This window comes from Kitasatospora brasiliensis (genome assembly GCF_032654805.1).
GTDB lineage: Bacteria > Actinomycetota > Actinomycetes > Streptomycetales > Streptomycetaceae > Kitasatospora > Kitasatospora brasiliensis.
This window is the reverse complement of record NZ_JAUOOW010000005.1, coordinates 634,803-648,397: the sequence shown is the minus strand read 5'-3', so window position 1 is coordinate 648,397 and position 13,595 is coordinate 634,803. Positions and strand designations below refer to the sequence as shown.

Annotated in this window: 12 protein-coding genes and 1 tRNA gene; 11 read left to right on the top strand and 2 right to left on the bottom strand. The window is 72.0% G+C overall.

Features of this window, described 5'->3' with window-relative positions; translation table 11 throughout:
• Positions 1–125: 125 nt before the first annotated feature.
• From QWJ13_RS22420 to QWJ13_RS22400, 5 genes are all read left to right on the top strand, one after another.
• Positions 126–1,952: an ABC-F family ATP-binding cassette domain-containing protein gene (locus tag QWJ13_RS22420; RefSeq protein ID WP_316526609.1), complete on the top strand. Its 1,827-nt coding sequence runs from the start codon at positions 126–128 to the stop codon at positions 1,950–1,952.
• 343 nt (positions 1,953–2,295) lie between these two features.
• On the top strand, positions 2,296–2,775 hold the full coding sequence (locus QWJ13_RS22415; protein WP_316526608.1) for a DUF2563 family protein: 480 nt from the start codon (positions 2,296–2,298) through the stop codon (positions 2,773–2,775).
• 70 nt (positions 2,776–2,845) lie between these two features.
• Entirely contained in the window at positions 2,846–4,477 is a 1,632-nt protein-coding gene (locus QWJ13_RS22410) for a WXG100 family type VII secretion target (protein ID WP_316526607.1), read from the top strand.
• Between the two features lie 100 nt (positions 4,478–4,577).
• Positions 4,578–5,954 carry a S8 family serine peptidase gene (locus QWJ13_RS22405; RefSeq protein ID WP_316526606.1) on the top strand — a complete coding sequence of 459 codons (1,377 nt, stop codon included), beginning with the start codon at positions 4,578–4,580 and terminating at the stop codon, positions 5,952–5,954.
• A gap of 129 nt (positions 5,955–6,083) precedes the next feature.
• On the top strand, positions 6,084–7,436 hold the full coding sequence (locus QWJ13_RS22400; protein ID WP_316526605.1) for an MFS transporter: 1,353 nt from the start codon (positions 6,084–6,086) through the stop codon (positions 7,434–7,436).
• Positions 7,437–7,467: 31 nt separating this feature from the next.
• On the opposite strand, the gene QWJ13_RS22395 is transcribed toward QWJ13_RS22400, so the two are convergent.
• Positions 7,468–8,064: a flavodoxin family protein gene (locus QWJ13_RS22395; RefSeq protein WP_316526604.1), complete on the bottom strand. Its 597-nt coding sequence runs from the start codon at positions 8,062–8,064 to the stop codon at positions 7,468–7,470.
• Between the two features lie 117 nt (positions 8,065–8,181).
• Between QWJ13_RS22395 and QWJ13_RS22390 the strand changes: the two genes are divergently transcribed.
• From QWJ13_RS22390 to QWJ13_RS22370, 5 genes are all read left to right on the top strand, one after another.
• The gene (locus tag QWJ13_RS22390) at positions 8,182–8,598 is read left to right on the top strand and encodes a winged helix-turn-helix transcriptional regulator (RefSeq protein WP_316526602.1); all 417 of its coding nucleotides are present in this window, start codon (positions 8,182–8,184) and stop codon (positions 8,596–8,598) included.
• A 92-nt stretch (positions 8,599–8,690) separates the two neighbouring features.
• A tRNA-Thr gene (locus QWJ13_RS22385) sits at positions 8,691–8,766 on the top strand.
• Between the two features lie 221 nt (positions 8,767–8,987).
• Positions 8,988–9,656: a response regulator transcription factor gene (locus tag QWJ13_RS22380; RefSeq protein WP_316526601.1), complete on the top strand. Its 669-nt coding sequence runs from the start codon at positions 8,988–8,990 to the stop codon at positions 9,654–9,656.
• Between the two features lie 191 nt (positions 9,657–9,847).
• Positions 9,848–10,825, top strand: a complete 978-nt coding sequence (gene galE / locus QWJ13_RS22375) for a UDP-glucose 4-epimerase GalE (RefSeq protein WP_316526599.1) — start codon at positions 9,848–9,850, stop codon at positions 10,823–10,825.
• 333 nt (positions 10,826–11,158) lie between these two features.
• A complete protein-coding gene (locus tag QWJ13_RS22370) occupies positions 11,159–12,142 on the top strand; it encodes a LuxR C-terminal-related transcriptional regulator (protein ID WP_316526598.1) in 984 nt (327 codons plus the stop codon).
• Positions 12,143–12,180: 38 nt separating this feature from the next.
• On the opposite strand, the gene QWJ13_RS22365 is transcribed toward QWJ13_RS22370, so the two are convergent.
• Positions 12,181–12,678 carry a MarR family winged helix-turn-helix transcriptional regulator gene (locus QWJ13_RS22365; protein WP_316526597.1) on the bottom strand — a complete coding sequence of 166 codons (498 nt, stop codon included), beginning with the start codon at positions 12,676–12,678 and terminating at the stop codon, positions 12,181–12,183.
• A 111-nt stretch (positions 12,679–12,789) separates the two neighbouring features.
• Between QWJ13_RS22365 and QWJ13_RS22360 the strand changes: the two genes are divergently transcribed.
• On the top strand, positions 12,790–13,593 hold the full coding sequence (locus QWJ13_RS22360; protein WP_316526596.1) for a methyltransferase domain-containing protein: 804 nt from the start codon (positions 12,790–12,792) through the stop codon (positions 13,591–13,593).
• Positions 13,594–13,595 lie beyond the last annotated feature (2 nt).

The following is a 13,595-nucleotide window of genomic DNA, read 5'->3' as shown; positions in this document are numbered from 1 at the left end:
CGCGGTGAAGGCGTTCCGGCGAGCCCATTAGGCTGGAGAGATCGGGGTGCCCCCGACAGGGGCGCCCGCCCGGCCATCGAGCGGCGGGCCGTCCCGCAACCGCCGAACCCAGGAGCGCAGCACACGTGGCCGTCAACCTCGCCACCATCGAGTCCGTCACGAAGGTCTACGGCACCCGCGCCCTGCTGGACGCGGTGAGCCTGGGCGTCAGCGAGGGCGACCGGATCGGCGTCGTCGGCCGCAACGGCGACGGCAAGACCACCCTGATCCGGATGCTCGCCAAACTGGAAGAGCCGGACGGCGGCCGGATCACCTGGAACGGCGGCCTCGAACCGGCCGTCCTCACCCAGCACGACTCGCTCGACCCCCAGGCCACCATCCGGCACGAGGTCATCGCCGACCGCGCCGACCACGAGTGGCTCGGCGACGCCCGGATCCGCGACATCATCGAAGGCCTCTTCGGCGGCCTCGACCTGCCCGGCTTCGCCGACGGCCTGGACACCGTCATCGGCCCGCTCTCCGGCGGCGAGCGCCGCCGGATCGCCCTCGCCAAGCTGCTGCTCGGCTCGCCCGAGCTGATCATCCTCGACGAGCCCACCAACCACCTCGACGTCGAGGGCATCAACTGGCTCGCCCAGCACCTCCAGAAGCGCCGCTCCGCGCTCGTCTGCGTCACCCACGACCGCTGGTTCCTCGACCAGGTCTGCACCCGGATGTGGGACGTCCAGCACGGTGAGGTGCACGAGTACGAGGGCGGCTACTCCGACTACGTCTTCGCCCGCGCCGAGCGCTCCCGCATCGAGGCCGTCGAGGAGCAGAAGCGCCAGAACATGGCCCGCAAGGAGCTGGCCTGGCTGCGCCGCGGCGCCCCCGCCCGTACCTCCAAGCCGCGCTACCGGATCGAGGCGGCCAACGCCCTGATCGCGGACGTGCCGGATCCGCGCGACAAGTCCGAGCTGATGAAGTTCGCCAACGCGCGGCTCGGGAAGACCGTCTTCGACCTGGAAGGCGTCACCGTCACCGCCGGCCCCAAGCTGCTGCTGGAGAACCTCACCTGGCAGCTCGGCCCCGGCGACCGGATCGGCCTGCTCGGCGTCAACGGCGCCGGCAAGACCTCGCTGCTGCGCGCGATGCGCGACGCCTACGCGAGCGAGGGCGACATCCAGCCGGCCTCGGGCGTCATCAAGGTCGGCAAGACGGTACGGCTGGCCTACCTCTCCCAGGAAGTCGCCGAACTGGACCCGGCGACCCGGGTCCTCCAAGCCGTCGAGCAGGTCCGCTCGCGGGTCGACCTCGGCAAGGGCCGGGAGATGAGCGCCGGCCAGCTGTGCGAGCAGTTCGGCTTCGGCAAGGACAAGCAGTGGACGCCCGTCGGTGACCTGTCCGGTGGCGAGCGCCGCCGACTCCAGCTGCTGCGGCTGCTGATGGACGAGCCCAACGTGCTGTTCCTGGACGAGCCGACCAACGACCTGGACATCGAGACGCTCAACCAGCTGGAGGACCTCCTCGACGGCTGGCCCGGCTCGATGATCGTCATCAGCCACGACCGCTTCTTCATCGAGCGCACCACGGACACCGTCCACGCGCTGCTCGGCGACAAGAAGATGCGGATGCTGCCGAACGGGGTGGACGAGTACCTGGAGCGCCGGGCCCGGATGGCGGCCGCGGCCGCGGCCGCCGCTTCCGCCGCCGCCTCTTCCCCTGTCTCTTCGGCCGACACCCCCACTGCCGGGCTCTCCGGCGGAGACCTGCGGGCGGCGAAGAAGGAGATGCAGAAGCTGGAGCGGCAGATCGCCAAGCTGGACGAGAAGGAGTCCAAGCTGCACGCCCAACTCGCCGAACACGCCGCCGACTTCTCCAAGGTCGCCGAGCTGGACGCGCAGCTGCGCACCGTCCGGGACGAGAAGGAGGAGCTGGAGATGAGCTGGCTGGAGCTGGCCGAGCAGGTCTGAGCCGAGGGGCCACCAGCCGCCGCGGAGGAGCGTTTCGAGCTCCTCCGCGGCGGCTCGTACGTGTCAAGTTCGTACCGATCGCGTACGGGCGGGCCAAGGGCCCTGCCGGTCCGACAGAGGTGGTGGCTACGATGACGGAGGCGGAAGCCGCCCCCAGGGCGGGCGGTGCGCCGACCAGGACGGTACAACCCAGAAGTTGACGGTGTGTTGCGGCGCGAAGCCACCCGGGAACCCGGGGCCGGCCCGCCGTACGGGGGAGAGGTGAACTGCTGTGGCAGAAGGTAACGGGAACGGGTCGGGGACTCCCGCGCCGGCGAACCCTTCGGGGGACACGACGCCGTTCATGCTGGACCAGAAGATCCCGATGCCCTTCGGTATCGGCGGGATAAACGTCGCGCCGATCGTCAGCACGATCCAGACGAACGTGAGCGCGAGCGACCTGGTGGCGGCCTTCGGGAAGCAGGACGTCCAGGTCGAGATCGACACGCTCACGACGTTCGCCGGGAAGGTCGAGGCCCTGCTCGCCGCGATGGAGGGGTCGGCGGCCGCTCCGTACAAGCTCCAGGAACAGAAGCTGACGGGCAAGAGCTTCGCCAGCGCGGAGTTCGCCGAGGCGACGGCCCTGACCAGCGCGTACGAGAAGGTGCACGCCCAGCTCGTCCAGTTGCACAAGGATTTCGCGTCGCAGATCCAGGCGATGCAGAAGGCAGTTGCGCAGACGGCGAGCAACTACGCGACCAATGAGGATCACACGACGGCCGCACAGAATGCTGTCGCAAAGGATGCGGGTGTCACCACCGCGGCACCGGGCAGCAAGTACTGATGGTGGTCTGGGGAGAGTCCTACGGGGAGACGGGGAGCAAGTAGTGTCAGCCGGTACGAACTTCGAAGGCATGGAACACGCCCACCTGCGGAAGATGGTGGACAAGACCGATCCGACGACGGTCCTCAGTCGTGGTACTCAACTGCAATCGGCTGGTCGAGTGCTGAAGGAGCTGAGCGCAGCGCTGAAGTCCCATGTCGGCAATGTCGCTTGGGAAGGTCCGGCTGCCGAGAACTTCAAGACCTGGGTGAACAACCTTCAGCAGTCGGCGGAGATCATCGGTGACCACGCCGCGACCGCGGGCGGCGCGATGCACCAGGCCGGTGAGGCTCTCAGCACCGCCAAGGTCGCTGTGCCGGAGCCTCCGGCGACAGAGATCCAAAAGGTCGACAGTTACAACCAGCAGCCGAAGTCGGTCAACGTTCCCGCGTATGTGATCGGGCAGACGCCCGATGAGTACATGAAGTCGATTCCGCCCCACAACTGGGTGACATCGGCGGAGTACGCAACGGCCAAGGCGAAGGTCGACAAGGAACACCAGGAAGCCGTTCTCCAGATGGAGAAGCTGGCGCAGGCGTACAGCGCGGCGACGACGACGCTGAACGGGATTCCTGCCGATGTGGTGCTGCCTGGGACGCCTGGCAGGAACAGCAGCAGGAGCGACCTGTCGGATGCCTCGGGTGGTACTGGTGGCTCTGTAGGCTCCGGTGGTCCCATCCGTAGCCCTCGCATGAACGTGGGCAACACCGGCGGAAACGTCCGCCCGCCCGGCGGCGGAAACCACAGCGGCGGTCAGGTCCTGCCCCACGACCCGGGATCGGGCGGCCCCGTCCCCTCCAACCCGGGCACCACCCCGCCCCCGTGGCACGGTGGTGGCGGCCAGCTGCCGCCCCCGCCGCAGGACCCGGGCGTCCCGACCCCGCCGTCCCACCCGTCGGACCCGGGCAGCCGTCCGGGCACCGGCCTCGACAGCGTGCCCACCCTGCCGACCCTCCCGTCCCAGACCGGCCCGTACGGTCCCGGCGGCGGCCAGCTGCCGCCGGACGGAACGACCAGCCTTCCCGGATACCCGGGCGGGCCGAACGGTCCGGGCGGAGGCCCCGGCATCCCCGGTGGCGGCCCGATTCCCGGCGTCCCCACCGGACCGGGCGGCGGCACCATCCCGGCCAGGGGCGGCAGCGGCGGGCTCGTCCCCGGCAAGGGCGGCGGCCAGATTCCGGCGCGCACGACCCCGTTCGGCGGCGGCCCGCAGGGGAGGAGCGGCTCCCAGGGCCTGCCCAGTGGAACGGTCTTCGGCGCCCGCGAGGCGGCAGGGTCCGGCGGCGGCCGGGTCGGCGGGCCCGGCATGGGCGGCATGCACCCCGGCATGGGCGGCGCCCACGGTGGCGCGGTCGGCGCCGGCGGCGGCTCGCGCGGCGGCCGGGGTCTGACCTCGACCACCGGCGGCACGATCGGCGGCCGCAAGGGGCCGACCTCGGGTGGGGAGTTCACGCCCGGCGGTACGGGCCTGCGCAACCGCGCGGCGGGCGCTGCCGAGGGCGGCGGAGCCCAGTCCAGGCAGAACGGCATGATGGCCCCCGGAGCCGCGGGCCACGGCGGCCGGAACGAGAAGGACCGGCGCAAGCGGGCCGACTACCTCCACGAGGACGAGGAGACCTGGACCAGCGGTACGCCGCACAGCAACCCGGACGTGATTGAGTAGGACGACAACGACTGCCCGGCCACTGGGGCCTCCCCAGTGGCCGGGCAGGCTTGTTCGGGGCACGCTTCCCGGTCGACGGAGAGATTGACGAGGAGTTGTGATGGGGCGGACGAACGTGCGAGCGCGCCGGCGGGCTGCTGCTGCGGCACTTCTGGCGGCGGGAATCGTGGTCGGCCCGGTCGCAGCACCCGCGGTTGCCGAGGACACGATCCGGCAGCAGCAGTGGCATCTGGACGCGATGCACGCCCCGGAGATGTGGAAGGTTTCCAAGGGAGAGGGCATCACGGTCGCGGTGATCGACAGCGGGTTCAAGCTCGATCATCCCGATTTGGAGGGGCAGTTCCTTCAGGGCCGGGACTTCAGCGGAAGCCCGGGCGGTGTGGGGGCATCTGCGGATGGCCACGGCACAGCCATCTCCAGTCTCATTGCCGGGACGGGCAAGGGGAACTCGGGGACCGGAGCACAAGGCCTGGCTCCTGGGGCCAAGGTCCTTCCGCTGAAGATCAATACCGGAAAGGTCGGGTCGCTAGTTTCGACTGATTTCCTTGACCAGCTCGGACAGTCCATTGCGTATGCGGTTGACCAAGGGGCGAAGGTCATCAACATTTCGCAGGGGATTGAGGCAGTAACGACCTTTCCGGCTGATGTTGCGAAACTGAACGGAATCATTGCGGGGGCCCGCTCGAAAGGTGTTCTTGTATTCGCCAGCGTCGGGAACGGGGCCGACAAGGGAAATCTTGTCGAGTATCCTGGCGCGCTTCCGGGTGTGGTCGGCGTCGGAGCTTCTGATCAAAACGGCACCGTTACGGCAGAGTCTGACCGAGGTCCGCAGGTAGTCTTCATTGCGCCTGGCATGGATGTGATTTCTGCCTGCACATCTTCCACGGGTTACTGCAAGAGCCATGGGACGTCGGATTCGACTGCTCTGGTATCGGCCTCAGCGGCCCTGGTCTGGTCGGTTCACAAGGATTGGACGGCGAATCAGGTCCTGCGGGTCCTCATCAATACGGCCGGAAAGCCGAATGACGGGTCCAGCCGTAACGACAGCGTCGGGTATGGCGCGGTGCGGCCGCGTATTGCGCTGACGAATCCGGGGGACCCCGGGCCGGCGGATGTGTCGCCGCTTCCTGCCGCCGCAGCCCCCACGCCAGCGGCGTCACCGTCGGCGAGTGCGCCCGCTTCCGCGTCTGCGGCGCCGGCGCCAGTGGAGACTCCGACCGAGGTGGCTGCGGGTGCGCCGTCGGCGCAGCCGAAGGCGGAGGGGGCGTCGGGTTCGAGTAGCGCGTTGCCGATCGTGGCGGGTGTGGCGGCCGGGCTGGTGTTGGTGGCGGGTGCGGTGGTCGTGGTGGTGCGGCGTCGGCGGAAGCCGGTCGCGCAGCCGCCGGTGCCGGTGCAGGAGCCGATGGGGGCGGCGCCGCCGCCTCCGCCGTCGTATCAGCCGCCGGTGCCGCCGGAGGACAACCCGTACGCGCGGTAGGTCGCCCTTGGGGTGGGCGAGTTCGGGAGTGGTGGGGTGGGCTCCGGGGGCGCGGGGTGGGTGGGTGTGCGCTGGGGTCACTCGGGTGGGGGATGGTGGGGTGGGGGCGGGGGTGGCGAGGGTGGTGGTATGGATGCGGAGGGTGCTTGGCGGGTCGGGCAGGTGCGGCGGGCGGCGGCTGCGGCGCTGATCGGGACGGCGATCGAGTTCTACGACTTCTTCATTTACGGGACGGCGGCCGCGTTGGTGTTCGGGCCGGTGTTCTTTCCCGGGCTGGGCGCGGTGGGGGCGCTGTTGGCGGCGTTCTCGGTGTACGCGGTGGCGTTCCTGGCCCGGCCGGTGGGGGCGGTGGTGTTCGGGCACTTCGGGGACCGGGTGGGGCGGAAGGCCACGTTGGTGGTGTCGCTGCTGTTGATGGGGCTGGCGACGGCGGCGGTGGGGCTGTTGCCGGGGTTCGGGGTGTGGGGGTGGTGGTCGCCGGCGGTGCTGGTGGTGCTGCGGGTGTGTCAGGGCGTCGGGTTGGGCGGGGAGTGGGGCGGGGCGGCGCTGCTGATCGCGGAGAACGCGCCGGCCGGGCGGCGGGGGCGGTACGGGGGGTTCTTGCAGTTGGGGCCGACGATCGGGTTCGTGCTGGCGAACGGGGTGTTCCTGGCGCTGCAACTCGGCTTGGACGAAGGGGCGTTCCGTGTGTGGGGTTGGCGGGTGCCGTTCCTGGCCTCGTTCGTCATGGTCGCGGTGGGGCTGTTCGTGCGAGTGCGGGTCGAGGAGTCGCCGCTGTTCCGGACGGCGGGGTGCCGGGAGCGGCTGCCGGTGTTGGAGGTGCTGCGCGAGCACTGGCGCCCGGTGCTGGCGGGCGGCGGGGCGATCACCGTGGGGTACGCGCTGTTCTACCTGACCACGACGTACGCGCTGGCGTACGCGACCACGGGGCTCGGGGTGGCGAGCACGGTGATGCTGTCGATGCTGCTGGTCGGCGCGGTGGGGATGGCCGCGACGGTGTGGCTGAGCGCCTCGCGCAGTGACCGGTGGGGGCGGCGGCGGATCCTGTGGTGGGCGACGGTGTCGGCCGCGGGCTGGTCGCTGGTGCTGTTCCCGCTGCTGGAGACGGTGAGCCGGCCGTTGATGTTCGTCGCGCTGGCGGGTGCGATGGCGGTGCTGGGTTGCATGTTCGGGCCGGTGGCGGCGTTTCTGCCGGAGCTGTTCCCGACTCGGGTGCGGTACACGGGGGCGGCGTTGACGTACAACCTGGGCGGGGTGGTCGGCGGTGCGACGACGCCGCTGGTGGCCACCCGGCTGACCGGGGCGTACGGGACGGCGCAGCCGGTGGGCTGGTACCTGGCGGTGCTGGGGGTGCTGGCCCTGGGGTGCCTGCGGCTGCTGCCGGAGACCGTCGAGACGGAACTCGGCGCGGGGCCAGGGCCGGGGCCGGTGGACGGCGGACGCCGCCGGGCGCCCCGATGGGGGACGGACCCGGCGGCGTGACGGCGTAACGGTGCGGCAGCGTCGGCGGTGCTCAGCCGGCCAGGGCGGCGCGGCCGGCCAGCACGACGGCGGTGTGCCGGGCGACGCGCTCGCCCAGGTGCTCGGCGGTGGCGATGTCGGCCTTGTGGACGCCCTCGGGGCCGGCGTCGGTGGGGGAGGAGGCGGCGGCGCCGCTGAAGAAGCCGAGGCGGTTGAGGTCGTTCTCGGAGGCGCCGTTGGCGTTCCAGCCGGGCTTGAGGCCGAGGTTGACCCAGTGCATGCCGTGCTGGGCGGCGAGGGTCTGGAAGAAGCCGAGGGTTTCGGCCTTGTCGCCGCTCTTGGAGCCGGAGTTGGTGAAGCCGGCCGCGATCTTGTCCTTCCAGGCGTCGGTGAACCAGCGCTTGCTGGTGGCCTCGGCGAAGGCGTGGAAGGCGCCGGAGGCGGTGCCCATGTAGGTGGGGGAGCCGAAGACGATCGCGTCGGCGGCGTCCAGCTGGGCCCACTGCTCCTCGGTGATGGTGTCGACGGCGATCGAGACGACCTCGGCACCCGCCTGGGCGGCGCCGCGGGCGACGGCCTCGGCGATCACGGCGGTGTGGCCGTAGCCGGAGTGGTAGGCGAGGGCGACGGTCGGACGGACGGCGGTCATGCGGGCACTCCAAAGGGACGGGCGCGGGCCGACGGGCGGCGCTTCGGTCTCTAATGTAGACCAGGTCTCCATCGGTTACCAAGAGTGGATTGGAGACCGCCGGGCTACCCTGGAGGCATGACGACGGAGGAAGCGCCCAGGAAGGCGTGCGACGGCGGGCGGGATCAGGAACTCGACGTGTTCGCCCGGCTCTGCCCCAGCCGCGAGGTGTTCGCCGAGCTGGCCGACAAGTGGTCCATGCTGATCCTGATGGACCTCCTCGCCTGCGGGCCGCAGCGCTTCTCCGAACTCCAGCGCGCGGTCGGCGGGGTCAGTCGCAAGATGCTCACCCAGTCCCTGCGCAACCTGGAGCGCAACGGGCTGGTGCTCCGTACGGTCTTCCCGGAGACGCCGCCGCGGGTGGTCTACGACCTGCTGCCGCTCGGCCGCGAGCTGGCCGAACTGGTCGATCCGATCGGCCGGTGGACGGAGCGGCGGGCCGAGCGGGTGATGGCGGCCCGCGAGGAGTTCGACGCGGCGCACCCGGGCGGCTGAGGGCTCGGCGGGGCCGATTTCCCTTTGGGGTCGGCGGCCGTGTAATGTCTTCCTTGTTCGAGCGGCCGGGAGAAACACCGGCAAGCGAGCAAGCCCCTATAGCTCAGTCGGTAGAGCGTCTCCATGGTAAGGAGAAGGTCTGCGGTTCGATTCCGCATGGGGGCTCCACTGAAAGACCCTCGCCTGACGGCGGGGGTCTTTCGCGTTCCCCAGGCGGTTCCCCATCCTCGGTTCCTCGGCCGGTCCCCCGGCCGAGGTCTCCGGCCGGTTCCGCATCGTCGACACGCCACGGTCTGGCGGGCCGGGTGGGGAATGCGCTGTGATGGTGCGTCATCGGCCGCCCGCCCGAGGGGTGCGGGCGCGAGCCGGACCCCGACCGGGAGGGTGTCATGGGTGTTCGACTCGTGGTGGTGGACGACCACCGGCTGCTGGCCGAGGCGCTGGCCACCGCGCTCCAGCTGCGCGGCCACCGGCTGCTCGCGGTCGGCTCGCCGTCCGGCGTCGCCGCGGACCTGGTGGTCGGGCGGCGGCCCGAGGTGTGCCTGCTGGGAGTGGCCGCGCCGGGGGAGCCGGGCGCCTTCGACGGGCTGCGCCGGATTCGCCGGGAACGCCCCGAGGTGGCCGTGATCGTGCTCGGCCCGGTGGGTGAACTGCGTGGTGTGGCAGGGGCGTTCGCGGCCGGAGCGGCCGGGTACGTGCCCAGCGACGAGCGGATCGAGGTGGTCGAGCGGGCGATCGGACGGGCGCGCGCGGGTGAGGCCGCGGTCACGGTGGACATCCTGCGCGGGGCCTTCGACCAACTGCTGCGCCCCGCGCCCGAACCGGACGACGAGGCCGTCCGGCTGCTGCGGCTGCTGACCCGCCGTGAGGTGCAGGTGCTGGCCCGGATCGCGGACGGCGAGGACACCGCGGCGATCGCCGCCGGGATGCGGATCGCCGCCAGCACCGCCCGGACGCACGTCCAGCGGGTGCTGATGAAGCTCGGCGCGCGGACCCGTCTGGAGGCCGCCGCGGTGGCGGCGCGCACCGGCCTGCTGGAGCGGCTGGCCGAGGGCTGAACGGCCGGGCGGGGCGGGGCCGGCGAGCCCGGCCGGGTGTGCGAGTGCCGCGGACTCGGTGAGAGGGCTGGGGGCGGTCGTGCGCATGGTCCGGAGCACTCGGTGGGATTGGGAGAATGACCCCAGTCGTACGCATTCCGTCGATGGCACCCGCCCGACCGGGCGGACCGTCGTTCGCTGGAGGTCGCAACATGAGTAAGTACCTGGTCACGGGTGGCGCCGGCTATGTCGGCAGTGTGGTGGCCGCCCACCTGCTGGAGGCGGGGCACCAGGTGACCGTCCTGGACGATCTCTCCACCGGCTTCCGCGAGGGCGTCCCGGCCGGTGCCGAGTTCGTCGAGGGCCGGATCCAGGAGGCCGGCAAGGTGCTGGACGGCTCCTTCGAGGGCGTGCTGCACTTCGCCGCCTCCTCGCAGGTCGGCGAGTCGGTCGCGGACCCGGAGAAGTACTGGCGCAACAACGTGGCCGGCTCGCTGGAGCTGATCAGCGCGATGCGCGCGGCCGGTGTGCGCAAGCTGGTGTTCTCGTCCACCGCCGCCACCTACGGCGAGCCGGAGGCGGTGCCGATCGCCGAGACCGCCCGCACCGCGCCGACCAACACCTACGGCGCCACCAAGCTCGCCGTGGACCACCTGATCACCAGCGAGGCCGTCGCGCACGGCCTGGCCGCCGTCTCGCTGCGCTACTTCAACGTGGCCGGTGCGTACGGCAGTTCCTCCGGTGTCGCGTACGGCGAGCGGCATGACCCCGAGTCGCATCTGATCCCGCTGGTCTTCCAGGCCGCGCTGGGCCGGCGCCCGCACATCGCGGTGTACGGCGACGACTACCCGACCCCGGACGGCACGTGCGTCCGCGACTACATCCACGTCGCCGACCTGGCCGAGGCGCACCTGCTGGCGCTGGACGCGGCCAAGCCGGGTGAGCACTTGATCTGCAACCTGGGCAACGGCAGCGGCTTCTCGGTGCACGAGGTGATCGAGTCGGTCCGACGGGTCACCGGCCGCGAGATCCCGGTGCGGGTCGCGGGCCGCCGGGCCGGCGACCCGGCCGTGCTGGTGGCCTCGGCCGCCCGCGCCCACGAGGCGCTGGGCTGGACCCCGCGCCGGCCGAACCTGGACGAGATCGTCGCCGACGCCTGGGAGTTCACCCTGGCGAAGCACGGCAAGTGAGCAACGGTCTTTGACCGGCGGCCGGTTGGGGGCCGACGGCCGGTCCCGGGGCCGGATCGGCCGCGTCAGTGCGCCGCACCCGGTACGTCCGGGTGCGGCGCCCCCGGCGGCGGGCCATAGGCTCAAGTCCGGTGGCTCGTGCACTTTCTGACGAAACTTCACCGAATCGCCACGAGCGCGTAGCCCGCCCCGTAGGCTGAGTGCGGTACCGGTGGGGGCCGGCGCCCTTTCGGCCTCACCGGCCACCGGTGGGCGGGCGGAGCGGCGGGTCCGGAACGCGGATACCGGGCTGGTCCCGCCCTGGGCTCGGGCGCTCTGAGCAGGGGAGGGACGATGGGGCGGATTCGCGTCCTGGTGGTCGACGGCCACCGGATCTTCGCCGAGGCACTGGCCGCGGCGCTCGCCGCCGAGCCGGACGTGGAGGTGGGGGCGGCGGGCAGTGCCGCCGCCGCCGAGCGGGCCTTGGAGCGCGCGGTCGGCGAGGGCCGGGCCTACGACGTGGCGCTGATCGACGCCGACCTGGGCGCCGAGGCGGCCGGAGCGAGCGGTCCGTACGGAACACCAGGAACGCCGGGAACGGCAGGGGCGCCGGGAACGCCGGCGGCGCCGGGACAACCCCGCCGCCGGCCCGCTGCGGAGCAGCCCGAGGAGGCCCGGCGGCGGATGGTGCCACCGGTGCCGCAGCCCCGCCGACCGGCCGTGCCCCCGGGCGCGCCCGCCGCGCTGCCGCCCGCCACCCGCTCGGTGGTGGACCCGCTGCGCGGCGACCAGCTCAGACCCGCGGCCCCGCCGCCCGACGGCATCACCCTGCTGGCCAGGCTCCGCCGCGCCCACCCCGGGCTGCGTGCCGTCGTGCTGGCCACCGCCGACGACCCGCACCGCGCCGCCCGCGCGCTGCACGCGGGCGCCACCGGCTGGGTGGCCAAGGAGAGTTCGCTGGCCCGGCTGCTCTCGGTGGTCCGGGGTGTGCTGCGGGACGAGACGCACCTGCCGCCCGCGTTGCTCACCGGGGTGATCCGCGAGCTCACCACCGCCCGGCGGGACCGCACCGAGAGCGAGCGGCTGGTGGACACCCTGACCCCGCGGGAGAAGCAGATCCTGCGCTGCATGGTCGCGGGCCTCGGCCGGCAGGCCGTCGCGGAGCGGCTCTACCTGTCGCCGCACACCGTCCGGACGCACATGCAGAACGTGCTGGGCAAGCTCGGGGTGCACTCCACGCTGGCGGCCGTCGCGGTCGCCCGCCGGGCCGGGGTCAGCCCCGCCGAACCGGTCATGCCCCCGCCGCCCTCGGTGGTGAGCACCGTCGAGCGGCCTTGAGAATGGCTCTCAGGGATTGGCGCTGAAGCCGGTGCCCGTCAGCCCGGGATGTTGTCGAACGGCGCGACCAGCACTCGCAGCAGCGCGGCCAGTTCGGTCTGCTGGTCGGAGCTGAGCTGGGCGAGCAGTTCGCGCTCGTGCGCGAGCAGCCCGGCGAGCGCCTGGTCGGCGCGGTCCCGGCCGTCGTCGGTGAGCCGGACCAGGACGCCGCGCCGGTCGTCCGGGTCGGGCAGCCGCTTGACCAGGCCCTTGACGGTGAGCCGGTCGATCCGGTTGGTCATGGTGCCGGAGGTGACCAGGGTCTGGGTGAGCAGCTGGCCGGGGGAGAGCTGGTACGGGGAGCCGGCCCGCCGAAGGGCGGTCAGGACGTCGAACTCCCAGGGCTCCAGGCCGTGCTCGGCGAAGGCGGTGCGGCGGGCGCGATCCAGATGCCGGGCGAGCCGGCTGACCCGGCTGAGCACCTCCAGCGGCTCCACGTCGAGGTCGGGGCGCTCCCGGTGCCATGCTGCGACCAGCCTGTCGACCTCGTCCTCCATGACGATCAGTGTATCGGTGGATGTGTCGATGTGAAGTCTCTTGACGTCGAGAAATGTGCCAGCAAGGCTAACTGTGGATATCTTGATGTCGAGATACTTTTGAGGTGAGCCATGCCCAACCCCGTCTGGGACCCGGCGCAGTACCTTCGCTTCGCCGACGAACGCACCCGCCCGCTGCGCGAGCTGCTCGCCCGGGTCCCCGCCGTCCCGCACCCCGGTGCCGAGGTGATCCTGGACATCGGCTGCGGCCCCGGCAACTCCACCGCCGTGCTGCGCGAGTGCTGGCCGCGGGCCCGCCTCACCGGCGTCGACAACTCCGCCCCGATGCTCGCCACCGCCCGCGCCGAGGGCGAGCCCAGCGCCGAGTACCTGCTCGCCGACGCCCGGGACTACGACCCGGCCCCGGCCCGACCCGACCTGATCGTCTCCAATGCCACCCTCCAGTGGGTGGACGGCCACCTGGAGCTGCTGCCGCGCTGGGCGGACGCCCTCGAACCCGGCGGGGTGCTCGCCTTCCAGGTCCCCGGCAACTTCGACGCCCCCAGCCACACCGTCCTCGCCGACCTGCGCCGCAGCGCCCGCTGGCGGGACGCGCTCGGGGAGGACGCCGTCCGGGCCGGGGTCCACCCGCCGGAGCGCTACCTCGACGCGCTGGCCGCCGCCGGCTGCCGCCCGGACGTCTGGGAGACCACCTACCGCACCCTGCTGCCGGGGCCGGACCCGGTCCTGGAATGGGTCAAGGGCAGCGCGCTGCGCCCGGTCCTCACCCGGCTCACCGACCCGGCCGACCGGGCCGCCTTCCTCGCCGAGTACGGGCGGCTGCTGCGCGAGGCCTACCCGGCCGGGCCGTACGGGACGGTGTTCCCGTTCCGGCGGATCTTCGCGGTGGGGACCAAGCGGCAACCGGGCCGGTAGTC